This is a genomic window from Uliginosibacterium aquaticum (assembly GCF_012972705.2).
GTDB lineage: Bacteria > Pseudomonadota > Gammaproteobacteria > Burkholderiales > Rhodocyclaceae > Uliginosibacterium > Uliginosibacterium aquaticum.
The window spans coordinates 42307-65618 of the sequence record NZ_JABCSC020000003.1 but is presented as its reverse complement, the minus strand read 5'-3'; the positions used below and the strand labels follow the sequence as shown (position 1 = coordinate 65618).

The following is a 23312-nucleotide window of genomic DNA, read 5'->3' as shown; positions in this document are numbered from 1 at the left end:
GGATAACCCGAAGATTTAGCGATGTTCCACGTGGAACATTATTTAAAGAGATCCCAAGCCAGCTTCATGATTAAGACCGAAACCACGGCCAGCAACAACCAGCGAATGAAACGATTACCGTGACGCACTGCTAGGCGTGTGCCAATCTGAGCCCCAAGCACATTGGCACAGGCCATGGCCAGACCCAGCTTCCACATCACACCTTCGTGGAGCAGGAAGAAACTCAGCGCTGCCAGATTGGTCGCGAAGTTCACCAGTTTGGCGCTGGCTGAAGCATGCAGCATGTCCATTCCGAACAGGCGCACAAAACCGAAGATCAGAAAGCTGCCAGTTCCTGGCCCGAAAAATCCATCGTAGAAACCGATCCCCGCTCCCAGCAAACTAGCCAGCACACGAGGATGGCGCCGTTCATGTTCCACTCTGTTCTTGCCGAAATCAGGCTTGAACCAGGTGTAGGCACCAACCACGATCAATAGAATCAGCACCATCGGGCGCAAAGCCGCAGGCGGCAGAAAGGAAACCGTCGCTGCCCCTGAGGCAGCACCAATCAGTGCTGCAGCACTTGCTGGAAAGGCAAGTTTCCAGGGAATCGAAATCTTGCGCGAGTACTGCCAGACCGCACTGGCAGTACCCGCAATGCTGGAAAGCTTATTGGTGCCAAACAGCACCGGGATCGATATTCCAGGAAAAACAGCCAGCAACAGAGGCAGCTGAACTAGGCCACCGCCACCAACCACAGCATCAATCAGACCAGCAAGAAAAGCTCCGCAGAGCAGAAGCGCGTATTCCACTTAGAGTTGTTTCACGTGGAACATCTACTTCGCAGCAGCTTCTTTCTCTGCCCAGAGAGCACGGGCAACAGCTTTCCACAACTCAGTGCCGTGAATATGCTCGCCCTCCTGTGCTCCCTCTTCCATGGTCTGAAACATCAATGCCACCAGACCATAAAACTTCAAACGGGCATGAGCCTCGAAATCAGTCGCCTCAAGATGCTGACCGATCTGTTCAGATTTGTAGCTCAGTGCTCCACGCGCGAGCTTGCGTAGCTCCGTGTGATTGCTCCAGTCGACATTCAAGGCGATCAGGCAACGCGCTAGTTCGCTGGAAATCTGCAGAGCATCCGCCTGCTGGTTTTCAAGTTCAGACATCTTACTTGCCTATACAGAAACGGGAGAAGATCACACCGAGCAGATCGTCGGCGCCGAACTCACCAGTAATGGTATTCACAGCTTCTTGAGCCAATCTCAATTCCTCGGCCAGCAGATCAAGTTGTTTCACGAGTTGCAAGGCCAGACTCACATGCTCAGCAGCCTCGCGCAAGGCAATCAGGTGACGCTCACGGGCGAGATACACATCTTCGCCATGTGACTCCCAACCGGCAATCTGCAACAGGGTCTGACGCAGTAGTTCGACACCACTACCCTGCTTGGCAGACAGCCATACACCTGTTCCACCTTCAAGTGCATCCTTGCGAGGCGACTCACCATTACGGTCAATCTTGTTGAAAACCCAGATTACCGGCACACCTGCCGGCAAGCGAGCATCAATCTGATGGTCAGCATCCGTGATGCCGACACCGGCATCCACCATGCGCAGGATGACATCTGCCCCGGCAATCTCTTGCCATGAACGTTCGATACCGATCTTCTCGACCACATCCTCGGTTGTACGCAAACCCGCCGTATCAATGATGTGGAGCGGAATACCCTCGATCTGGATAGCTTCACGCAACACATCACGAGTCGTGCCGGCCACGTCTGTAACAATGGCTCGATCCTCACCCGAAAGCTGATTGAGCAGGCTGGACTTGCCCACATTGGGCTGACCCGCCAGCACCACCTGCAGTCCCCGGCGCAGCAAGCTCCCTTGTTTGGCCCGAACCAGGATCGATTGCAGCTCGACACCCAGCGCTTCAAGACGTGGAATCGCTCGCGCAGCTTCGAGGAAGTCGACTTCCTCTTCGGGAAAGTCCAGCGTGGCTTCAACCAGCATGCGCAGATCGACCAGCTTGTCGCGCCAGGTATGGATTTCGCCAGAGAAACGGCCAGACAGAGAGCGCACGGCTGAACGCGCAGCCGCGCTGGTCGTCGCATCGATCAGATCTGCTACACCCTCAGCCTGAGCCAGATCGAGGCGTTCGTTCAGAAAGGCTCGGCGGGTGAATTCCCCAGGCTCGGCGATTCGCGCCCCTAGTTCCACACAGCGTGCGAGCAGCATCTGCATGACGACCGGACCTCCGTGACCTTGCAGCTCAATCACGTCTTCACCGGTATAGGAATGCGGCGCAGGAAAATACAGCAGCAAGCCCTGATCGATGGCTTGCGTATGCGCATCAAGGAAATTGGCCAGCGAAGCGTGGCGAGGCTTGGGAGAACGCCCGGTGAGGGTCTGTGCAAAGCCGGCGAGATCCGGGCCTGACACCCGGACCACGCCGATCCCACCGCGACCGGGAGCGGTCGCGATGGCGGCAATTACATCACTTTGCTGGCTTGGCACCTGCATTCTCGATGGACCGTGTGATGTACCACTGCTGCGCAATCGACAGCACGTTGTTGAGCACCCAGTACAGCACCAGACCGGACGGGAACCACAGGAACATGAAGGTAAACATGATCGGCATCAGCATCATCACCTTGGCCTGAACCGGATCCGGCGGCGTCGGGTTGAGCTTGGTCTGAATCAGCATCGTCACGCCCATGATGATCGGCAGCACGAAGTAGGGATCCTTCACCGACAAGTCAGTAATCCAGAATTCCCAGGGCGCCTGACGCATCTCGACCACACCCAGCAGCACCCAGTACAGCGCGATGAACACCGGCATCTGCACCAGAATCGGCAGACAACCACCCATCGGATTGACCTTCTCGGTCTTGTAGAGCTCCATCATGGCCTGATTGAGCTTCATCTTGTCGTCCTTGTAACGCTCCTGCAGCGCCTTCATGCGCGGCATCACGTTCTTCATCTTGGCCATGGACTTGTAGCTGGAAGCAGACAGCGGATAGAAGGCCGCTTTGAGCAACAGGGTCACGATGATGATGGCCCAGCCCCAGTTGCCGACCAGCTTGTGGATCACGGACAGCACCCAGAACAGCGGCTCGGCAATCACCGTCACCCAGCCATAATCCACCACCAGATTGAAGCCGGGGGCGAGTGCCTTGAGTTTGTCCTGCTCTTGCGGGCCCACATACAGCGGTACCGACAGCTTAGCGGTCTGACCAGCTGCAGCAGTCAGCGGCAGCTTGATGCCGGCACCAAATACACCCTCGGAAATCTTGTGGGTATAGAAATCGCGTTGCAGGCCCTCAGCCGGCAGATAAGCGCTCACGAAATAGTGCTGCACCATGGCCATCCAGCCATCCTTGGCGCTCTTCACATATTTGGCTTCATCCTTGGCGATCTTCTTGAAATCGATCTTCTGGAACTTGCCTTCCTGAGTGAATACGGCGGGGCCAGTAAAAGTACCAATACCACCGAACATGCCACCTGTTTGCTCGGTCGCCTTGTCATCGCGCGCCAGCTGGAAGTAGGCCGTCGTGGCAAGCGGATTGGCTGAAGCGTTGTTTACTTCGTAGCTCACATCGATCAGGTAAGAACCGCGCTTGAAAGTCAGCACCTTGGTTACAGCCACGCCATTGACGGCTGGCGCGCTCATGCGCAGCTGCACTTCATCCTTGCCATCCTGCAGCGTGTATTCACCCGATTTGAGATCAAACAGGGTCTTGTGGGTCGGCAAACCTTCGCCAATCAAACCCGTATTGGCGACATAGAAATGTGCGCCCTCTTCCTGCAGCACCACAAAATTCTTGCGGCCATCCTCTTCCTGAGAACCCTGACCAAAGATCGATTTGGCCAGATTCAGCCAGCTGCGGTGGTCTTCGTTGGTCTTGTGCTGAGTCAGCTCGACGCGAATGATGTCACCACCTTGAGCGGAAACCGTCGCGATCATCGTGTCGGTCTTCACCACCGCCTTCGCAGCACTGGCATAGACGCCAATCTTGCTGTCGGTCGCACCGGGTACTGCACCGGTAGCTGGAGCATTAGCAGCCGTAGCCGATGCCATCGGTGCCGGAATAGACCCATCCTGCACAGCAGACTGGGCAGCTACTGGAACTTCCGGCGGATTCTTGTAGACCTGCCAACGCTCCCACAGCATGACCAGGGAGAAGGCAAAGATTGCCATCAGGATAAGACGCTTGAAATCCATCTGCATGATGAAGACTCGGGTGAGGGATGTTTGAAACCTGATTCAGGGAACCGGATCGTGGCCGCCATCGCACCAAGGGTGACAACGGGCCAGACGAAAGACCGCCAGTTTAAGGCCTTTCAGCAAGCCGTGCCGCTGCAAGGCTTCGGCCGCATAGGCCGAACAACTGGGGTAAAAACGACAGCGACTGCCCAGCCATGGACTGACGAGATATTGATAGATCTTGATGAGCGCAAGCAGGAGTGTTTTCACTTCGGCAGACGCTTGAAGAGAGCAGCCAGATCCTGACGCAGATCGGCGCGCGTCACGTCTTTGGCCGGAGCATTCAGACGCAGGATCAGATCATGGTGCGGCAAGGTTTCACGCGTATGGCGAAACCATTCACGGGCCATGCGTTTGATCAGATTGCGCAGCACGGCGCGACGGGCCAGTTTCTTGGCCACGACGACACCGAGACGGGCAGTGGGGCTTTCAGAAGGACGGTAGTGGAGCACAAAGTAGCGCCCACGCACCGCCTTCCTGAAAGCAAAAACGGATGAATACTCATCCGTTTTGCACAAGCGATAGGCAGGTCTGAAAGACCGTGCCCCTGTCTGCGGTTGGACTGAACCGGCCGGTGCCAAGTGCAGCTCCGAACCCGCGACGAGCACGCTCAGACTGCCAGGCGATGACGGCCCTTGGCGCGACGAGCAGCAATCACCTTGCGACCACCCTTGGTGGCCATGCGAACCAGAAAACCGTGGGTGCGCTTGCGACGAACCACAGAAGGTTGATACGTGCGTTTCATGATCTTTCCCTAATCGAACTGATGCGGCGAACTCGCGATTAGATATTTTCTCAAGCTGTTTGTCAATAGAGACTTCCTTCAGCGGCGTAGCCTGCCTGTGGATAAATCTGGGGTAAAACTGTAGAATTCTCCCTCTTGGCACCAATCTTCCGCCACGCCGGAAGACGCAGCCTGCAGCCCTTGCCGCACACGGCAGGGCTGGATTGATCAACCCGGGGCAGCCCCCTCCAGCCGCAGCAGCGCTGGACACAAGAACAAGATCCGAACAAACCGTGAGTCAAGCTTTCTGGAATGCCTGTCTGGCCCGCCTGGAGAATGAACTGCCCGCACAGCAGTTCAACACCTGGATCCGTGCGCTCGAGGTAGCCGAAGCTGGAGAAGCGGGCGGTATCAAACTCTGCGCGCCCAACCGTTTCGTCCTCCAATGGGTGCGTGAGCGCTATCAGCGCCGCCTTGAAGAACTGGCAGCTGAATTTTTCGGCGCCCCCACCGTACTTAGTCTGGAACTTGGTACTCCCGGCAAGAAGCCAACCGCAACACCAGCCCGCCCGGCTGCGGCACCAAGTTCTCCACAGTCCATTTCCAACAGCCTGCCCAAGACTGCAAGCCAGGCTTCAGGCAATGTGATCGAAGCACCGGCAATTCATACCGGTGGCAGTACTGCCTACGAGAAGACCCGCCTCAACCCGGCCTTCACCTTCGACACCCTGGTGACCGGCCGCGCCAACGATCTGGCCCGCGCAGCCGCCATTTCGGTCGCCAACAACCCTGGCAGCAGTTACAACCCGCTCTTCGTATATGGCGGTGTTGGGCTGGGCAAGACGCACTTGATCCACGCCATCGGCAACGAAGTGCTGCGCCACAATCCGAAGGCCGTGGTGCGCTATGTACATGTGGAGGACTATTTCTCCGACGTGCTGCGTGCCTATCAACAAAAGAACTTCGACGCATTCCAGCGCTACTACCGTTCGCTGGATCTGCTGATGATCGACGACATCCAGTTCCTCGGCGTCGGCAACAAGGATCGTACGCGTGAAGAATTCTTCCACGCCTTCAATGCGCTGACTGAAGCCAAGAAGCAGATCGTGATCACCTGTGATACCTATCCGAAGGATATCCAGGGTCTGGAAGACCGCCTGATCTCCCGCTTCGACTGGGGCCTTACGGTGCAGATCGAGCCGCCTGAGCTCGAGATGCGCATTGCCATCCTCAAGAAGAAGGCTGAGTTCGACAACGTGCCGTTACCGGATGACGTGGCCTTCCTGATCGCCAAGAACCTGCGCTCCAACGTGCGCGAACTCGAAGGTGCGCTTAAGAAGGTCGTAGCTTACGCCCGCTTCCATGGCCGCGAAATCAGCCTGGAGCTGGCCCGTGAAGCACTGCGCGACCTGCTCGCAGCCCATAACCGTCAGATCACCTTTGAACTGATCCAGAAGACCGTGGCGGACTTCTACAAGATCAAGCTTGCCGAGCTGCTCTCCAAGAAACGTACGCGCAACATCGCCCGTCCGCGCCAGATCGCCATGTACCTTGCCAAGGAGCTCACCCCGGCTTCACTGCCGGCCATTGGTGACGCTTTTGGCGGGCGTGACCATACAACGGTGCTGCATGCCTGCCGCACGGTGACTGAACTACGCCTCGGCGACCAGCAACTCAACCATGATTTGCACGTCCTGACCCAGACCTTGAGGGGATAAAAAGCGACAAACAGCCTGTGTACAAGCATGGGAATGGCAGCGGAGCAAATGTGGACAAGAACGGGTTTGCCGCTTGTGCCAGAAATCATCCCCACTCCCCCACAAGCTTCAAGTACTCCTGCACACAGGCTAATGAACAGGGTTAAGCTATTGAATAAAAAAGGATTTAAAGGCTTATCCACAGAAAAGTGGCTGATATATTAGTAGTAATAGGTTTATATAAGAACTCTTGTTAACAACAGAACAGTCAGCTGCAAAGCCTGCAGGCTCCATCCAGATAGAAGCTAGGTGAGTGGATTGGCAAACTGAAAATTCCTGAAAGACTGCTGACGATCTATCGCAAGAAATCTTCAGCGCAATGAAGAACGGCCCGGAACTCCCGATCGCTACCTCGCAGTAAGATCATGAACAAGCTCCGGAACGCGGCAGGAATGTGGACAAGAGCAGGCAAGCCCTGGGAAGGAATTGTGAACAAGTAGGTTTCAAGCTAGTCAGGCAAAAACGCTCCACATTTGCACACACACTTGTCCCTACCCTTTCCAACAGCTTCATGAACACGGTCAAGCTTTTGAATTAATTGCTTTTTTTGTGCTTATCCACAGAAAATGGCGCGATATATAAATAATAGGAGGTTTATATAAATGCTCTTGTTAACAAGCAGTCGTGATGCCTTGCTGGCGCCTTTGCAGTCGGTTTCAGGCATCGTTGAAAAACGCCATACCCTGCCGATCCTGTCGAATGTGCTGATCGAGAAGCTGGGTGACACGCTCACCCTGCTGGCTACAGACATCGAGATCCAGATCACCACCCACCAGATTTCTCAGGGTGGTGGTGAGGATGCGTCGATCACTGTGGGCGCACGCAAACTGCAGGACATCCTGCGCGCCCTGCCTGATGGCGAAGTGAGCCTGCTGCTGGACGATAAGCGCCTTACGCTGAAGGCCGGTAAGAGCCGCTACAACCTGCAGACCCTGCCTGCCGCCGATTACCCACGCATGCAGCTCAACACGGGTGAAAGCCTCACCCTGCGTCTGCCGCAGAAAGATTTCCGCCGCCAGTTGGCCCAAGTAGCCTATGCTATGGCCGCTCAAGATATCCGCTACTACCTGAACGGCCTGCTGATGCAGGTGATGGGCACCGAATTGCGTCTGGTGGCCACGGATGGCCACCGCCTGGCCCTGTCGTCCAACACACTCGAAGAGGAATTCCAGAAAACCGAGGTGATCCTGCCGCGCAAGACAGTGCTGGAACTCACCCGCCAGCTGGCCGACAGCGATGATCCGGTCGAGATCGTGATCACCGGCAACCAAGCCTGCTTCCGCTTCGGTCCGATCGAGTTGATCACCAAGCTCATCGACGGCAAGTTCCCGGATTACGAACGGGTGATCCCGCAAGGCAATCCGAAGCTGGTCACGGTGCATCGTGCCAGCCTGCTCTCTGCCTTGCAGCGAGCAGCGATCCTCACCAACGAAAAGTTCCGTGGCCTGCGTGTGGTGCTCGAAGCTGGCCTGCTGCGTATCATCAGTTCCAACGCCGAGCAGGAAGAGGCTCAGGAAGAACTTGAAATCTCCTACTCGGGCGACAGCTTGGAGCTGGGTTTCAACGTGACCTACCTGCTCGATGTGCTCAACAACGTGGTTACCGATACCGTCGAGATCCACCTCAACGAGCCGATGTCCTCCGCACTGTTCACCCTGCCTGGCAATGAGCAGTTCAAGGCTGTCGTGATGCCGATGCGAATCTGAGCATGAATGCAGCCTTGCTTCGTTGGCTCCTGATCCTGTGCGCGGCCATTCTCACGGCTTGCTCTGCGCCTGCTCCCTTGCCGCCTCACGCAGCCCGGGAGCAGGTACGCGAGATCAGCGGACGTGAGCAGCTGGCCGGTCGTATCGTGGGTCAGCCACTTGCTGGCGGGCGTTTTGTCCGCCTCGAGATCGGCATGAGCCGCAGCGAAGTCGAGCAGCTGATCGGCAGGCCTGCTGCCGTGGATGCCCAGTCCGGTGGCGTGGGCTGGTTGCCCTACTACTTCGGCTCGGATGCCTGGAGTACCGAAAGCTACTACAAGGGTGAGGGCCGGCTGGTATTCAACGCCGACAGCCGCCTGATCCTCATCGACGCCAGCGAAGAGGCGCGCAAGTAAGCGCCTGATCCTGCCCATCGAATATCCCTGAAACAGGAACACCATGTCCGAACAGAACCAGCAACCCGCCTACGACGAAGACAGCATCCAGCAGCTCGAAGGTCTGGAAGCCGTGCGCAAGCGCCCCGGCATGTACATCGGCGATACCTCCGATGGCACCGGTCTGCATCACATGGTGTTCGAGGTGGTCGATAACGCTATCGATGAAGCGCTGGCCGGCCACTGCGACGACATCGTGGTGACCATCCACACCGACAACTCAATCTCGGTCACTGACAACGGCCGCGGTATTCCGGTCGGTATCAAGTTCGATGACAAGCACGAGCCCAAGCGCTCGGCAGCTGAAATCGTGATGTGCGTGCTGCATGCTGGCGGCAAGTTCAACCAGAACAGCTACAAAGTCTCTGGCGGCTTGCACGGCGTGGGCGTGAGCTGCGTGAATGCGCTCTCCAAGTTTTTGCGTCTCACCGTGCGTCGTGATGGCAAGAAGCACTTCATCGAGTTCAACAAGGGTAAGGCGATCAACCGTGAAATTGAGATCCAGAACGGCGTCGAAGTCTCGCCGCTCAAGGTGATCGGTGACACTGAAAAGCGCGGCACCGAAGTCCATTACCTGGCTGATGAGGAAATCTTCGGCAAGATCGAATACCACTACGAAATCCTTGCCAAGCGCCTGCGCGAGCTTTCGTTCCTGAACAACGGTGTGAAGATCAAGCTGGTCGACCAGCGCAACAACAAGGAAGAGGATTTCGCCTTTTCCGGTGGCGTGAAGGGCTTCGTCGACTACATCAACCGTGCTAAAACCACCCTGCATCCGAACGTTTTCTATGCTGCGGGCACTACGCTGGTGACCACCGGCCAGGTCCAGAACGTGGAGCTGACGGTTGAAGTCGCCATGCAGTGGAACGACAGCTACCAGGAACAAGTGCTGTGTTTCACCAACAACATTCCGCAGTCCGACGGGGGCACCCACCTCACCGGCCTGCGCGCGGCGATGACCCGCGTCATCAACAAGTACATCGAAGAAAACGAGATCGCCAAGAAGGCCAAAGTCGACATCTCCGGTGACGACATGCGCGAAGGCCTGGCCTGCGTGCTGTCGGTGAAGATGCCGGATCCGAAATTTGCCTCGCAGACCAAGATGAAGTTGGTGTCCGGCGAAGCCCGTCCGGCGGTGGAAGAAGTCGTCGCCGCCAAGCTAGCCGAGTTCCTGCTCGAAAAGCCGATTGATGCCAAGACCATCTGCGGCAAGATCGTCGAAGCCTCGCGTGCCCGCGAAGCGGCCCGCAAGGCGCGCGAAATGACTCGCCGCAAAGGTGTGCTGGACGGCATCGGCCTGCCCGGCAAGCTCGCGGATTGCCAGGAAAAGGATCCCACCAAGTGCGAGATCTACATCGTTGAGGGCGACTCCGCCGGTGGTTCCGCCAAGCAAGGCCGTGACCGTAAGTTCCAGGCCATCCTGCCGCTGCGCGGCAAGGTGCTCAACGTCGAGCGCGCGCGTTTCGACAAGCTGATTTCCTCCGAGCAGATCACCACCCTGATCACCGCGCTCGGCACCGGCATCGGCAAGGACGACTACAAGCCCGAAAAACTGCGTTACCACCGCATCATCATCATGACCGATGCGGACGTTGACGGTGCCCACATCCGTACCCTGCTGCTGACCTTCTTCTACCGCCAGATGCCCGAGCTGGTCGAAGGTGGCCATATCTACATCGCCCAGCCGCCGCTGTACAAGATCAAGCACGGCCGCAACGAGATGTACATCAAGGACGATCACGAGCTCTCTGGTCACCTCCTCAAGCTTTCCCTTGATGGCGCTTCATTGCTGCCGCGCGAAGGCGCAACGCCCATCGAAGGCACGGCCCTCGAAGAAATGGCCCGCGCCTACCTGTTGGCCGAAGCCGTCATCAACCGCCTTACCAGCTGGATCGATCCGGACGTGCTGCAAGCCGCCATGGCCCACGATATCGAGCTGAGCCTTGTAGATGAAGCCGCTACCCGCGCCTCTGCCCAGCGTCTGCAGGTCGTCGCGCCGGTCAATGTCACGGTGATTGCCGAGTTCAACGAGATCCACGAAGCCTGGCAACTCACGCTGGAGCGCATGCATCACGGCAACATCAAGCGCACCGTGATTGACCCGGAATTCATCGTCTCCGGTGATTACGTCACCATCCGCCGCGCCAGCCAGCTCATCAACGGTCTGATCGGCGAAGGCGCCAGCATGCGCCGCAACGACAAGGCCAGCCCGGTGAAGAGCTTCAGCGAAGCCATCACCTGGATGCTCAACGAAGTCGAGCGCAACCTTGGCAAGCAGCGTTACAAGGGGCTCGGCGAGATGAACCCCGAGCAGCTGTGGGAAACCACCATGGACCCGGCCGTGCGCCGTCTGCTCAGAGTGCAGATCGATGATGCGATTGCTGCGGATGAAATCTTCACCACGCTGATGGGTGATCAGGTTGAGCCACGCCGTGATTTCATTGAAAGAAATGCCCTAAACGCCCGCAATATCGACGTTTGAGCTGTCGGGTGACATGCGCCCTATGAGAGATACCGGATGTCCGTCCAAACCGTTCCGCGCAAGTCGCAATCCAGCAAACCCGTTGAAACGCCCAGCACCACCGCCGCCGACCTGCCCCCTTCGCTCGGTAATACACTCCGCGCCTCGACTACCGATGAAACGCTGATCCGCAGCAAGTTGCAGCGCATTCAGAATGGCGGCGAGATTCGCTACATGGACATGTTCGCAGGGTGTGGCGGCATCTCCCTGGGCTTCCTCACTGCTGGATTCACGCCGGTGGCATCCATTGAAATGGACCCATGGGCTGCAAAGTCACACGGAGCGAACTTCGGCTCGCGTTCTGTCGGCGGTGACAAGGAAGCGCACCACTCCCCGCGAGATGCGGTGACCGAAACCGCAGACTCCGTATTCGGCGATCTCGGATTGCTGGGTGCCACAGACCACCAGATCGACGTCCTAGTCGGCGGACCGCCCTGTCAGGCGTTCGCCCGTGTTGGCCGGGCCAAACTCCGCGAACAAGCACGTCTGCGTGAAGAGGTAACGGCGGACCAGGCGTTCCTCGTAGACGGTCGTGTGAGTCTGTGGGAACGGTACGTCGCGTTCATCCGGGCGACAAAGCCCGTTGCGCTCCTGATGGAGAACGTGCCAGACATTCTCAACCATGGCGGTACCAACGTTGCCGAGCTCGTCTCAAAGAGTCTTGCGGAAGAAGGCTATGACGTTGCCTATACGCTGCTGAATTCCGCTTGGTACGGAGTTCCGCAGATGCGGGAGCGGATGATCCTTGTCGGCATCCATCGGGCTGCTGGCGTCAAGCCGCGGTTTCCGGTGCCAACGCACCACCTTGTTCTTCCGTCTGGCTACATCAGCTCCAAGAATGCCGCCCGCCGCGTACTGAAAGCAGAAGGTTCAGCACACCATCGTTGGGTTCCGGATCCCGCGCCCGATTCTCCCGCCGCCACCACCGCGTCCGATGCCCTTGCGGATCTCCCACCGCGGTTCGCAAGGGACCTCCTGCGTACTGGCGGGATTCGGCGCGGGGCAAAGGATCCGTCGGAAGCTGTCGAATACATCACGGCGAAGCCTACGACAGCCTATTCCCGCCTCATGCGCGAGTGGAACGGTTTTGCGACCAAATCCACGACCGGCCATATCTTTCGATACCTGCCTCGGGATTACAAAATCTTTGCCGAGATCCAGCCCGGCTGGGAGTACCCGCAAGTCCATGCCTATGTCGAGCATAAGATTGCGACTTGGCTTGCCAACCGCAAGAAGCGCGGTTTGTCCACAGACCCGAGAAATCCGGACGTCATTTCGTATATTGCGGACTGGCGCATTCCTTATGACCCGGGAAAATTCCCCAATAAATGGTGGAAGCTCCGTCCTGACGCCCCCGTCCGTACACTGATGGCGCACCTCGGCAAGGACTCTTATTCCCACATCCACTTCGATTCGGAACAGGCACGCACCATCACCGTCCGCGAGGCTGCGCGGCTTCAGTCCTTTCCCGACGGCTTCGTCTTCAAGGGCTCGATGAACCCGGCATTCAAGCAGATCGGCAACGCCGTACCCCCACTTTTCGCCTACGCCATCGCGCGCGGGATCAGAGAGTGCCTGGGGGCACCGGAAACGACGGACATGCGTGTAACGCTGTTCGACTTGAATCCTTCACAGATCAAAACAACAGAGGGAACGAAGTGAAGTTCACGATTCTCCGACTGCTGACTCATTCCGAACTCGGAATGTTTCATGAGTACCGCCGTCAGGGGAAGGAACGCGCAAAGCAGCGCTCCATCAATTTTGACTGGGACGTTGTAGACACGGTTTTCCCTTCTGCAGAAGATCGGGACACCATTGCCATCAACTGCCAGCGTCTGGAAGACGAGCACACTGTGGTGGACGTTTCATCATGGCTCAAGCGGCAGCACAAAAACTGGAGGTTTGAGGGCGACTGCCCGACAAGCCCCTTCTACAGCTTCGTCGATCCCGGTGTGCTATTTGCAATGGTCGTTGACGCTTCGACAACTCCGGCAAAGGCCTCGTGGGTTGTCATCCCCGCAGAGCACCCCGCCAGCTCTTCGATCCTCGGCCATGGAGAGAGCGCACGCCTTGGCAAGTCCGCAATGGTGGCGTTATACGGGGATGAAGGCCGGCACTGCCAAGCAGTGCTCTCGGATCACTTCCCGCAGCTCTTTAAGGAGGCAGAAACAGTGTCGGTGATGTCACAAAAGGAAAACGACAACAAGCGCAACGACGATGACGCCGCGCCGGACCCGCTTGGCCTTTTCAAGATCCTGGCACGTGCCGGCCACAGTCTGCCCAGCGCTGTGGCCGATCTCGTGGACAACAGCCTGTCGCATGGAGCTAGAGAGATCGATATCACGTTCCCGAATCCCAATGCGGGCGGCCGGTGGATGTGCATCCGCGACGATGGCACGGGCATGACTCCATTAGGTTTGCGCAACGCAATGAAGATCGGACACCAGCGTGAATACGAGGACGGCGACCTGGGCAAGTTCGGCTATGGACTGAAGGGGGCAGCTTGGTCCCAGGCTGATCGCCTAACGGTAGTGTCGAAGGCTGCCGGAAACCAGAGCACGACCCTCACCTGGGATAAGGATCACCTCGCTAAAACGCGCCGCTGGGAGCTGCTGAACGACCCGGTGGCGCAAGAGCATGCCTCTGCAGTGCACATCGGAGACTCGGGCACAGCCGTGCTACTCACGCAGATGCGTCCCTCGATGGAGCCTGTGAGGGGGAGGACAGATTCTCCTTATGCACAGGAGCTGGCTGCAATCAAGTCGCATCTAGAACTTGTCTTCCACCGGTACCTCGAAGGCAAGGCACGCGGGCGTGAGAAGGTTGTCATCAAGCTGAACGATGAGATCCTGCGCGCCAACAATCCCATGGGGCATCCGCTGACCAAGGAGTACGACCAGCACCGCATCGAGCTTCCGGGCCCCACGCCGGACAAGACCCCGGCCCTCTATGTCCGCGCGTATGTCACACCAAACGAGGCGGAGTTCGATGAATATATCAAGCTGCTACCTCCACTTGAGCAGCGTGTCGAGCGGGAGCGACACACCTTGAACGGCCGTGCCAATGATGCCCAAGGGCTGTACTTCTACCGCCTTGATCGCCTCATTAAATGGGGCGGCTGGGAGGATCTCTTCGTCAAAGATGAGCACACCAAGCTGCTTCGTGTTGCCATCGACTTCGACAGGCTCGCAGATGAGAAACTACAGGTGGATATCAGCAAGCAACTCGTTCGCCTGCCGTTTGCGATCACCAAGCCCCTGGAAGCCTTACTGAAGGCCCCTCGCGCGGCAGCTCGTGTCCGGTACAACAAGAAGGATAAGCCTGCGCCGGTACCGACAGGTGGCGGCAAGAATGTTCCGCCTACAGGCACGCCAGCGCCTAATGGCTTTGTGCCTCCAACGACAGCAGCAGGAGGCACGACGGTGGCGCCGCCTGTTCCATCACCCGCAGTGAAGAAGGAAAAAACCTCGATCCGCCTTGTCAGCAGTGGCGACAAGCCATGGCAGCGCAAAACCGGATTCAAAGGAGAGGAAGTCGAAGTCACCCCGCTAATGCCAACGCTGGTGACGCTCGTACAGCTCATCGACAAGGATGCCGAGGCCAAAGCCGCTCTCTCTGAATTCCTTCGCGCGCTAGAGAGGGCTGGTGTTCCGGACCAACTGACGGACAAGGCCTGATGCAGGTCCGACTTCCGCAGCCCCTCACTCTAAAGCCCAGGCTGGCCCTCTGGACAGATGGGACCGCTTGGACCAACTGGTCCCGGCACGAGGCGTATCTCCGCTCCCAGCCCAAGTGGAAGCCGCATCAGATTGCATCAGTTGCCGAGGAATCGCTGCGAATCATCTCGAAGACCACACCCATAGGTCGCCCGGAGTTTCAGTGCCGCGGTCTGGTCGTCGGCTATGTTCAGTCCGGCAAGACAGCTAACTTCACGGCTGTTGCGGCACGCGCAGCCGATGTAGGCTACCGCCTGATCATCGTTCTATCCGGAATTCACGATTCACTGCGGAACCAGACGCAGAAGCGGCTGGACCTGGAGCTAGCCGGGACAGGCGTGGACTGGATCAGGCTGACTGACGAGGCCACCGACTTTCGCGAGCCGGAGGTTGCCGACGGATTTGCATCGTCCGGTACCGTCCTGATCGTCGCCAAGAAGATTACGCCGATTCTGAAGCGGCTCAATGAGTGGTTCAACAAACTCGAAGGCCGGCTCGCTGATGTACCGGTTCTTCTGATCGATGACGAAGCGGATCAAGCATCCATTAATACACGGGGCAATCGAAGTGACCCAAGTATCGACGCGGACACTGCACCGGATGATGAGTCGGCCCCATCACTGACCAACGCACTGATCCGCGACATTCTCAGGAAGATTCCGCGGGCCACATACATCGCCTACACGGCAACGCCATTCGCCAACATCCTCATCGACCCCGACGCCAGCGATAACCAAGTCGGCGATGACCTGTTCCCAAAGGACTTCGTCGTCCAGCTTCCGCGGCCGGACGGCTACACAGGGACCGAGGAGCTGTTTGGCACCAGTGCCCAAGGCCGCGATGTTCTGCGTCCGGTCGACCCGGCAGATGTGAAGGCTCTGAAGCCGAAGCAGCGCAAAAGGAGCGAGGCTATCGTCGTCAGGGGGCCGCTGGATCTGCCCAAGTCGCTTGCCGATGCCCTTCTGACGTTTGCGCTGGCCGGCGCTATCAGGTTGCTGCGCGGACAGTTGGGCAAGCCGAACACGATGCTGGTGCACGTATCACAACTCCAGCAGGACCAGCTACGCATCGGCGAAGCGATAGAAGACCAGATCCGCAACTGGTTTCATCACGAGAGCGCTGAACCAGGCGTGCTCAGAAAGATGTTCCGGTCAACACTCGCAGGACTGGGACCGGTCGATCTGCCCTGCAGCGAAGAGATTCTCCTCGAAGAGGCAGTGACGAACTTGGCTCGTCTGGTTGTCGTAGTGCTCAACAGCACGACGGGCGACGAACTCGAGTACGACGCCAAGCCGGGCCGGCAGATTGTCGCAGTCGGCGGCAATCGGCTCTCACGTGGCTTGACGCTTGAGGGTCTGACGATAGCCTACTTCCTGCGTACGACGTCGCTGGCTGACGCCTTGCTACAGATGGCTCGCTGGTACGGCTTCCGTGCAGGATACGAAGACCTGATCCGCATCTGGACAACTGAAGGCATCGCACAGTGGTTTGTGGAACTGGCACTGGTTGAAGAGTCTCTGCGTAACTCGATCACAGCACTAAACAACGCCGGCCGCCGGCCTGACCAGATGGCCATCCGGATGCGCGCTCATTCGAAGCTTCTGCTTACCAGCAAGAACAAGAGCAAAATGCAGACGGATGACGCGCGGTCATGGTCTGGTGAGAACCCGCAGACCATCCTGTTTCCACTGCAGGATAGGGAACTGCTGGAGCGGAACGTTGACTTGGCATCGACGCTGCTGCGACAGCATCAGCCAACACAGGATGCGCATGGTGGCGCTATTGCGCACGATGTCCCGGCAGAAGACATCACACTGTTCCTTCGGCGTTACGAAGGACACCCAAACAGTATTGCTTTTCAGGGCGCCGAGATTGCCGACTGGATACTGGAGCGCGCCGAAGCGGGAGAGCTGACGAATTGGACGGTGTTCGTGGCCAACCCTCGGTGGGAACGGCAGGTCCTCCTGGGCGGAAGGCCATTCGGCCTCGTGCGACGTTCTTTGCAAGCCAACGAATCGATCGGCATCCTAATCGACCCCCGCCACGAAGGTGTCGATCTGTACGGCGGACCCGACAACTACCGCACCGCGTCTGGTTTCAATGCTCGAGCAATGCGCGCAGAACGTCCTGCACAGCAAGGGCTGCTGCTGCTCTACCTTCTCGATCCCGAACCGCTGCGAGCACCGACCCAGGCCGTGCTGGGCCTCGCACTGTCTCTACCCCGGACCACGGATGGCGACCAACGGTTTGTCGTGAACCATGGGGTTCGCCATGGGTGAGATCTCACAACAGCGCTGGGCAATTCTGCGTGAGCAGCGGCTTCCATACGAAGACATCTACGAACAAGCAACCGAAGGCCTCGAAACTGCACTGATCGGCGTTTCAAACGACGGACGATTGCACCTGCTGTTGACCATCGATGTCGCTCCGCAAAATCTGCCTCCGGATCTGCAGAGCCTTCAGGTACGCATCCTGGAGGGCGGACAGATATGGCTCGATGTCTCCGCCCGCAGCCATCACGAAGAGCTTCTGACGCTCGTCGCCAACAAAGTTCTCCATGCCATTCAGATCGAAGGCCGCGACCCTGCTGTCTCAGTCGAGCGGATCATCGACGACGTGCGCGCTGCACTGCGCCCACTCGCACCCGACCTCAGCTCGGCGGAGCAGATCGGCCTGTTCGGAGAACTCTGGGTGCTGTCGAATGTGCTATTCCCGACCATCGGCCCGCGGGTATGCCACCTGTGGAGCGGCCCGGACAGCGAACGCCACGATTTCGTCGGACAGGAAGTTCATGTCGAGGTCAAAACCACCACGCGGTCTGAGCCGCGACATGAGATTTCCCGCATAGATCAGCTAAGGCCGCCCAACAACAAACGACTTCTGTTCGTCAGCGTCATGCTGGAGAGAAGCCTGGGCGGTGACGAAACCCTGGCTGACCGCGTTGATGAAATTCGTGAGAAGCTCGGATCGGATGGGCATGCGCTCGATGTCTTCGATTCACGCTTGGCACAGCTAGGATGGCATGAAGGTCTGCGACAGACCGGCACGTTGCTGAGATTCACATTCCGAGATGTGCATGTCTTTGAGGTAACCGGCACTTTCCCCCGACTCCCCGATGACTATGTTCCACCGCTCGGTGTGACAGGCATCAAGTACAACATCAATGTCGGAAGCCTTCCGTCGCTCGACGTCTCAACGGTTCAAGAGTTTCTTTCGGTAGCTTGAATCAGGAGAGCATGCCACGTAGCTGATTTCGTAGCGGTTGCCGTTGCGCAGATAAACCGCAACATCGAGCTGATCCACTACAAGCTCTTTGGCTATGATCTGCTGCTGCTCGAACTGGTGAATGGCGCGAGTGCGGCGAGTACGCAATCTGTCGCGGAAGCCGATGAGCTGCCTGTGGAGAAGCAGACCAAGACGCCGGCAGCCTCCACGTTGGCCATTAAGACGCACGCCGACCAGATTGCGACGGCTTCGCCCGAGCTGCTAGCGCTGTTCGAGCAGACGCGCAGCTTCATTCTCGTGCAGGGCGATGACATCATCGAGAAGCCGCTGAAGCTCTACGTGGCGTTCCGCAGGCTGAAGAACTTCGTGTGTATGTCTCTGATCTCGAAGGTCGATCCGCATGTGTTCCTGATCCTCAAGCTTGATCCGGCAAGCCTGGCGCTGGAACAAGGCTTCTCGCGCGATGTGAGCAAGATTGGCCATTGGGGAACCGGCGATCTGGAGCTGACCCTGCGTACGCCCGCCGACTTCGAGAAAGCCAAAGCCCTGATCGAGCGGGCGTATCAGGAAAACTGAGCACGCCTACATTTGAGCCGGGGCAATCCAGCAGGATTGGATGAGCAGACCTTGATGCACGAATCGTGTAAGGTTTCGGATCCTTGAGGATGGTTTGTGCGGCGTTTTGCGCGCGCGTTCATTTGCTCCCGGTATCGAGATCCATGTCTGCACACGAGAAAAATCCGGCCTTGAAGAGAGGCCTCAAGAACCGCCACATCCAGCTGATCGCGCTGGGGGGGGCCATCGGTACCGGGCTTTTCCTCGGCATCGCACAGACCATCAAGCTGGCTGGTCCCGCCGTGTTGCTGGGCTATGCGATTGCCGGCCTGATCGCGTTTTTCATCATGCGCCAGTTGGGCGAGATGGTGGTTGAGGAGCCGGTGGCCGGTTCCTTCAGTCACTTTGCCAATCGCTACTGGGGGGGCCTGGCGGGTTTCATGTCCGGCTGGAACTACTGGGTACTCTATGTGCTGGTGAGCATGGCCGAGCTGACGGCCGTGGGTATTTACGTGCAGTACTGGTGGCCCGGCATTCCGACCTGGATCTCGGCGCTGTTTTTCTTCGTGCTGATCAATGCGATCAATCTGCTGCACGTGAAGCTCTTTGGCGAGATGGAGTTCTGGTTCTCGATCATCAAGGTGCTGGCCATCCTTGGCATGATCGCCTTCGGCGGCTATCTGCTGGTGAGCGGTCAGGGCGGCGCTCAGGCCAGCGTAAGCAATCTGTGGCAGCTTGGCGGTTTCTTCCCGCACGGCATCGGCGGGCTGGTGATGGCCATGGCAATCATCATGTTTTCCTTCGGCGGGCTGGAGCTGGTAGGCATCACGGCGGCCGAGGCGGATGACCCGGCGCACAGCATCCCGAAAGCCACCAATCAGGTCATCTACCGGATCCTGCTCTTCTACGTCGGTGCGTTAGCGGTGCTGCTGTCCCTGTTCCCGTGGGACAAGGTGCAGGAAGGCGGCAGCCCCTTCGTGATGATCTTCCATGCGCTGGATTCGGATCTGGTGGCAACTGTGCTGAACGTGGTGGTGTTGACGGCGGCACTGTCGGTCTATAACAGCTGCGTGTATTGCAACAGCCGGATGCTGCTGGGCTTGGCCGTGCAGGGCAATGCGCCGGCGGCGTTTGGCCGCGTCAATGCGCGCGGTATTCCGGTGGCGGCATTGGGCGTGTCGGCGTTGGCCACGGCAGGTTGCGTGCTGCTCAACTATCTGTTGCCCGGGCAGGCTTTCGGTCTGCTGATGGCATTGGTGGTGGCGGCCCTGATCATCAACTGGGCGATGATCAGTATTACCCATCTCAAGTTCCGTCAGGCGATGGCCCGGCATGGCGTGACGCCGCGTTACCGCAGCTGGGCGGCGCCGCTGACGAACTACCTGTGCCTGGCCTTCATGGTCGGCATCCTGATCGTGATGTGGCTGACGCCGGATACGCGCATTTCCGTATCGCTGATTCCTGTCTGGCTCTTGGTGTTGTGGTGCTTCTACGCCTTGCGTCGCAGGTTGCCCGAGCCGCTTGCCGCGGTGACGGCGGCTGAAGCTCGCCAGTGAGCCCCTGTCTCTCGATCATCCAGACGGAGTTGCCATGTTGTCTGCCATCCGCACGTTTGCGCTTGTACCGGCCCTGCTGCTGATTGCTGCGCCAGTTCAGGCCCAGCACCTGATTTCATCGCTGGACGCCGAGCAGCTCGCGCGCCAGAGCATGCCGGAGTACTTCGAGTTCCTGTCCCTGCCTGCGGACGCTGTAAAGCCCGAAGACATCCAGCGCAACGCAGGCTGGCTGGAGCAGGCTTTCCAGAAACGCGGCTTTGTCACCCGGCAGCTCGCCAATGAGGGCCGGCCGCTGGTGTTTGCCGAGTATGGCAAGCCGGTGAAGGGCCGCAAGACGATCCTCTTCTACATGCACTTCGATGCCCAGCCGGTTACGCCTGCCGAATGGAAGAGTGATCCTTGGAAGCCCGTTCTGAAGGCCAGGGATGCTGCCGGCGCCTGGCAGGAATTGCCCGGCGAGCGTTTGCAGCAAGGCCGCATTGATCCGGAATGGCGGGTGTTTGCACGCGCTGCGGCGGACGACAAGGGCCCGATCATGATGTTCCTTGCCGCCATGGACGGGCTGCGGGCCGTGAAACAGAAGCCGGCCGTGAACATCAAGGTGATTCTCGATTCGCAGGAAGAGAAGGGCTCGCCGCGTCTGCACATCGTGATGCAGGAGAACGAGGCACTGCTCAAGAGTGATGGCCTCATCGTTTATGACGGTGCAATGCCATCGAGCAATCAGCCGGGCGTCAACTTCGGCAACCGTGGCTCGATCCAGCTTGATCTCACCGTTTTCGGTGCCAGTTCGGCGCCGCACAGCGGTACCTATGGCAACGTGATCCCGAATCCGGCCTTGCGGCTGGCCACCCTGCTGGCGAGCATGAAGGATGCCGAGGGCAAGGTGCGTATCGCGGGTTTCTACGATGGCGTGAAAATCAGCGCCGAAGACCGCCAGGGCATGGCAGTGATTGCGCCCCCCGCCGGCACACTCGAAAAGCGTTTCGGGGTGGCAAAGCTTGATGGGCTGGCGGCAGCCACCAATCCGGTTGAGGCGGTGCAATATCCGTCGCTGGACATCCTCGGGCTCGAGGCTGCCCGCGTCGGTTCGCGTGCTGCCAACGCGATCCCGTCGCAGGCGATGGCGAGCCTGAATATCCGTACCGTGCCGGAGATCGCGCCGAAAGACATGTTCGGCCTGGTTCGCCAATACATCGAAGCGCAGGGTTTCCACCTCATTGAGGGGGAGGTGCCGACAGCCGAAGAGCGCGCACGCCATGAGCGCCTGGCCCGCCTGAGCCTGGTGGCTTATCCGAGCACTGCCAGTGCCGCGCGGGTGGCCATGGATTCACCCCTGGCAAAGTGGGTGCTCGCCGGGGTAGCAGCGCCGCGCAAGCAGGAGCCGGAGAAGATCCGCATGGGCGGTTCGACTCTGCCCATGAGCGGCGCAGTCGATGTGCTGAAGATGTCCTATGTGGTGGTGCCGCTGGTCAATGCCGACAACAACCAGCACAGCTTCGATGAGAACCTGCGCCTGGGCAATTATCTGGAAGGTATCCGCAGCATTGCGTCCATGCTGACCACGCCTTCCTTCTGAGCATCACAAGCCGGGCGGCACGTTGCCCGGCTTGCGCGGAAGGCCGTCTGCAGCAGATCATCCGGAACCTACGCCATTCATCTACCGGAGCACCCACGAGCATGACGGATTCCATCGACGACAATGACCGCAAGATGCTGGATCTGCTGCGTCAGAACGGCCGCCTCACCAATCAGGAGCTGGCCGACCTGATCGGGCTCTCCGCCTCCCAATGCTCACGCAAGCGGATCGCGCTGGAGCAGGCCGGGCTGATCCTCGGCTACCACGCCCAGCTCTCGCCGGAGGCCGATGGCACGCCGGTGATGGGGGTGGTGGAAGTGCGCCTGCTGAACCATACGCCGGAGTCGACCGAGCTGTTCCATGCCTTCGTGCGCCAGGCCGACTCGATCCGTGATGTGTTCAAGCTCACCGGGGATTACGACTACCTGCTCAAGGTGGCGGTGGCAGATCTGGCTGAGCTGAGCCGCCTGATCCAGCAACTGGCCGGGCTGCGCAACAGCGTCAGCCACTTGCGGACCTCTGTGGTGCTGGAGCGGCTCAAGGAATCTGGCGTGGTGATCGCGAGCCGGGTATCGTAAAGCACGCATCAGCTCTATATTTGAGTTAAATGCATACTTTGTGCGTTTAGTATCTTAAAATTGCACGATTAAATTCTTTTCGTGCTTTCCATGACTAGCGCAAGCCTGCCTGAACGCGTTCCACATACGGCGATTGAAGACATCATCGCCCTGCTGCTCGGAACCCTCGTTGTTTCCTTTGGTGCCAGCCTGCTCAAACAGGCCGGTGCACTCACCGGCGGCATGGCCGGTTTGGCCTTCCTGATCCACTACGCCACTGGCGTGAAGTTCGGCGTGGCCTTCTTCCTGCTCAACCTGCCCTTCTACTGGCTGGCCTTCCATCGCATGGGCAAGGCCTTCGTGGTGAAAACCTTCTGTGCGATCGCGCTGGTTTCGGTGTTCACCGAACTGCACCCGCGCTTCATCGATATCTCCCACCTGAATCCCTTCTACGCCGCGATCTTCGCCAACACGGTGATGGGCCTGGGCTTCATCGTGTTGTTCCGGCACAAGGCCAGCCTCGGCGGCGTTAACATCCTTGCGCTGTATCTGCAGGATCGCTACAACATCCGCGCCGGCAAAGTGATGATGGGAGTGGATCTGATCATCGTGCTGACTTCCCTGTTCCTTGTCAGCCTGCCCCTGCTGGCCGCTTCGGTGTGCGGCGCCGTGATCCTGAACCTGATCATCGCCATGAATCACCGCCCGAATCGTTATCTCGCCTGAAATTTCGCCA

The 23312-nt window shown here is 58.5% G+C and carries 20 protein-coding genes; 13 read left to right on the top strand and 7 right to left on the bottom strand.

Annotation, left to right across the window (positions count from 1 at the left end; all coding sequences use genetic code 11):
- Window positions 1-38: 38 nt before the first annotated feature.
- From HJ583_RS11585 to rpmH, 7 genes are read right to left on the bottom strand one after another with little or no spacing between them, the layout of a single operon-like run.
- A complete protein-coding gene (locus HJ583_RS11585; RefSeq protein ID WP_170022083.1) occupies window positions 39-791 on the bottom strand; it encodes a sulfite exporter TauE/SafE family protein in 753 nt (250 codons plus the stop codon).
- Window positions 792-815: 24 nt separating this feature from the next.
- Window positions 816-1148, bottom strand: coding sequence for a hypothetical protein (locus HJ583_RS11580; RefSeq protein WP_170022082.1), 333 nt, complete (start codon window positions 1146-1148; stop codon window positions 816-818).
- A 1-nt stretch (window position 1149) separates the two neighbouring features.
- Window positions 1150-2502, bottom strand: a complete 1353-nt coding sequence (gene mnmE, locus HJ583_RS11575) for a tRNA uridine-5-carboxymethylaminomethyl(34) synthesis GTPase MnmE (RefSeq protein WP_170022081.1) — start codon at window positions 2500-2502, stop codon at window positions 1150-1152.
- Window positions 2477-4204 carry a membrane protein insertase YidC gene (gene yidC, locus HJ583_RS11570; RefSeq protein WP_170022672.1) on the bottom strand — a complete coding sequence of 576 codons (1728 nt, stop codon included), beginning with the start codon at window positions 4202-4204 and terminating at the stop codon, window positions 2477-2479. The genes mnmE and yidC overlap by 26 nt, the downstream gene beginning before the upstream one ends.
- Before the next feature lie 42 nt (window positions 4205-4246).
- Window positions 4247-4456, bottom strand: a complete 210-nt coding sequence (gene yidD / locus HJ583_RS11565) for a membrane protein insertion efficiency factor YidD (RefSeq protein WP_101940510.1) — start codon at window positions 4454-4456, stop codon at window positions 4247-4249.
- Window positions 4453-4854 carry a ribonuclease P protein component gene (gene rnpA / locus HJ583_RS11560; RefSeq protein ID WP_328824879.1) on the bottom strand — a complete coding sequence of 134 codons (402 nt, stop codon included), beginning with the start codon at window positions 4852-4854 and terminating at the stop codon, window positions 4453-4455. Before rnpA ends, yidD begins: the two co-directional genes overlap by 4 nt.
- Before the next feature lie 2 nt (window positions 4855-4856).
- The gene (gene rpmH, locus HJ583_RS11555) at window positions 4857-4991 is read right to left on the bottom strand and encodes a 50S ribosomal protein L34 (protein WP_018604832.1); all 135 of its coding nucleotides are present in this window, start codon (window positions 4989-4991) and stop codon (window positions 4857-4859) included.
- A 272-nt stretch (window positions 4992-5263) separates the two neighbouring features.
- On the opposite strand from rpmH, the gene dnaA reads away from it, so the two are divergent.
- The 13 genes from dnaA to HJ583_RS11490 all read left to right on the top strand — a co-directional run bounded on the left by dnaA (window position 5264) and on the right by HJ583_RS11490 (window position 23302).
- Window positions 5264-6688: a chromosomal replication initiator protein DnaA gene (dnaA, locus tag HJ583_RS11550; protein WP_216821615.1), complete on the top strand. Its 1425-nt coding sequence runs from the start codon at window positions 5264-5266 to the stop codon at window positions 6686-6688.
- 641 nt (window positions 6689-7329) lie between these two features.
- Entirely contained in the window at window positions 7330-8433 is a 1104-nt protein-coding gene (gene dnaN / locus HJ583_RS11545; RefSeq protein WP_101940509.1) for a DNA polymerase III subunit beta, read from the top strand.
- A 14-nt stretch (window positions 8434-8447) separates the two neighbouring features.
- A complete protein-coding gene (locus tag HJ583_RS11540) occupies window positions 8448-8828 on the top strand; it encodes a hypothetical protein (protein WP_170022079.1) in 381 nt (126 codons plus the stop codon).
- 43 nt (window positions 8829-8871) lie between these two features.
- Entirely contained in the window at window positions 8872-11349 is a 2478-nt protein-coding gene (gene gyrB / locus HJ583_RS11535; RefSeq protein WP_170022078.1) for a DNA topoisomerase (ATP-hydrolyzing) subunit B, read from the top strand.
- 36 nt (window positions 11350-11385) lie between these two features.
- Complete coding sequence (locus tag HJ583_RS11530) at window positions 11386-13050, top strand: DNA cytosine methyltransferase (protein ID WP_170022077.1); 1665 nt, start codon at window positions 11386-11388, stop codon at window positions 13048-13050.
- Complete coding sequence (locus HJ583_RS11525; RefSeq protein ID WP_217423398.1) at window positions 13047-15065, top strand: ATP-binding protein; 2019 nt, start codon at window positions 13047-13049, stop codon at window positions 15063-15065. The genes HJ583_RS11530 and HJ583_RS11525 overlap by 4 nt, the downstream gene beginning before the upstream one ends.
- A complete protein-coding gene (locus HJ583_RS11520; RefSeq protein ID WP_170022076.1) occupies window positions 15065-17383 on the top strand; it encodes a Z1 domain-containing protein in 2319 nt (772 codons plus the stop codon). The genes HJ583_RS11525 and HJ583_RS11520 overlap by 1 nt, the downstream gene beginning before the upstream one ends.
- Window positions 17376-18329, top strand: coding sequence for a PD-(D/E)XK motif protein (locus HJ583_RS11515; RefSeq protein WP_170022075.1), 954 nt, complete (start codon window positions 17376-17378; stop codon window positions 18327-18329). The genes HJ583_RS11520 and HJ583_RS11515 overlap by 8 nt, the downstream gene beginning before the upstream one ends.
- A 174-nt stretch (window positions 18330-18503) precedes the next feature.
- The gene (locus HJ583_RS11510) at window positions 18504-18905 is read left to right on the top strand and encodes a DUF5655 domain-containing protein (RefSeq protein ID WP_173863643.1); all 402 of its coding nucleotides are present in this window, start codon (window positions 18504-18506) and stop codon (window positions 18903-18905) included.
- Window positions 18906-19048: 143 nt separating this feature from the next.
- Entirely contained in the window at window positions 19049-20440 is a 1392-nt protein-coding gene (locus HJ583_RS11505) for an amino acid permease (RefSeq protein WP_170022074.1), read from the top strand.
- A 34-nt stretch (window positions 20441-20474) separates the two neighbouring features.
- Entirely contained in the window at window positions 20475-22019 is a 1545-nt protein-coding gene (locus tag HJ583_RS11500) for a M20/M25/M40 family metallo-hydrolase (protein WP_170022073.1), read from the top strand.
- Between the two features lie 101 nt (window positions 22020-22120).
- Complete coding sequence (locus HJ583_RS11495) at window positions 22121-22597, top strand: Lrp/AsnC family transcriptional regulator (protein WP_170022072.1); 477 nt, start codon at window positions 22121-22123, stop codon at window positions 22595-22597.
- Window positions 22598-22687: 90 nt separating this feature from the next.
- Window positions 22688-23302, top strand: a complete 615-nt coding sequence (locus HJ583_RS11490; RefSeq protein WP_170022071.1) for a YitT family protein — start codon at window positions 22688-22690, stop codon at window positions 23300-23302.
- Window positions 23303-23312: the final 10 nt, after the last annotated feature.

Coding starts and splice junctions, on each gene's coding strand:
- HJ583_RS11580 (WP_170022082.1), bottom strand. CDS start 1,148: ATGTCTGAACTTGAAAACCAGCAGGCGGATGCTCTGCAGATTTCCAGC.
- mnmE (WP_170022081.1), bottom strand. CDS start 2,502: ATGCAGGTGCCAAGCCAGCAAAGTGATGTAATTGCCGCCATCGCGACC.
- yidC (WP_170022672.1), bottom strand. CDS start 4,204: ATGGATTTCAAGCGTCTTATCCTGATGGCAATCTTTGCCTTCTCCCTG.
- rpmH (WP_018604832.1), bottom strand. CDS start 4,991: ATGAAACGCACGTATCAACCTTCTGTGGTTCGTCGCAAGCGCACCCAC.
- dnaN (WP_101940509.1), top strand. CDS start 7,330: ATGCTCTTGTTAACAAGCAGTCGTGATGCCTTGCTGGCGCCTTTGCAG.
- gyrB (WP_170022078.1), top strand. CDS start 8,872: ATGTCCGAACAGAACCAGCAACCCGCCTACGACGAAGACAGCATCCAG.
- HJ583_RS11530 (WP_170022077.1), top strand. CDS start 11,386: ATGTCCGTCCAAACCGTTCCGCGCAAGTCGCAATCCAGCAAACCCGTT.
- HJ583_RS11520 (WP_170022076.1), top strand. CDS start 15,065: ATGCAGGTCCGACTTCCGCAGCCCCTCACTCTAAAGCCCAGGCTGGCC.
- HJ583_RS11515 (WP_170022075.1), top strand. CDS start 17,376: ATGGGTGAGATCTCACAACAGCGCTGGGCAATTCTGCGTGAGCAGCGG.
- HJ583_RS11505 (WP_170022074.1), top strand. CDS start 19,049: ATGTCTGCACACGAGAAAAATCCGGCCTTGAAGAGAGGCCTCAAGAAC.
- HJ583_RS11500 (WP_170022073.1), top strand. CDS start 20,475: ATGTTGTCTGCCATCCGCACGTTTGCGCTTGTACCGGCCCTGCTGCTG.
- HJ583_RS11495 (WP_170022072.1), top strand. CDS start 22,121: ATGACGGATTCCATCGACGACAATGACCGCAAGATGCTGGATCTGCTG.
- HJ583_RS11490 (WP_170022071.1), top strand. CDS start 22,688: ATGACTAGCGCAAGCCTGCCTGAACGCGTTCCACATACGGCGATTGAA.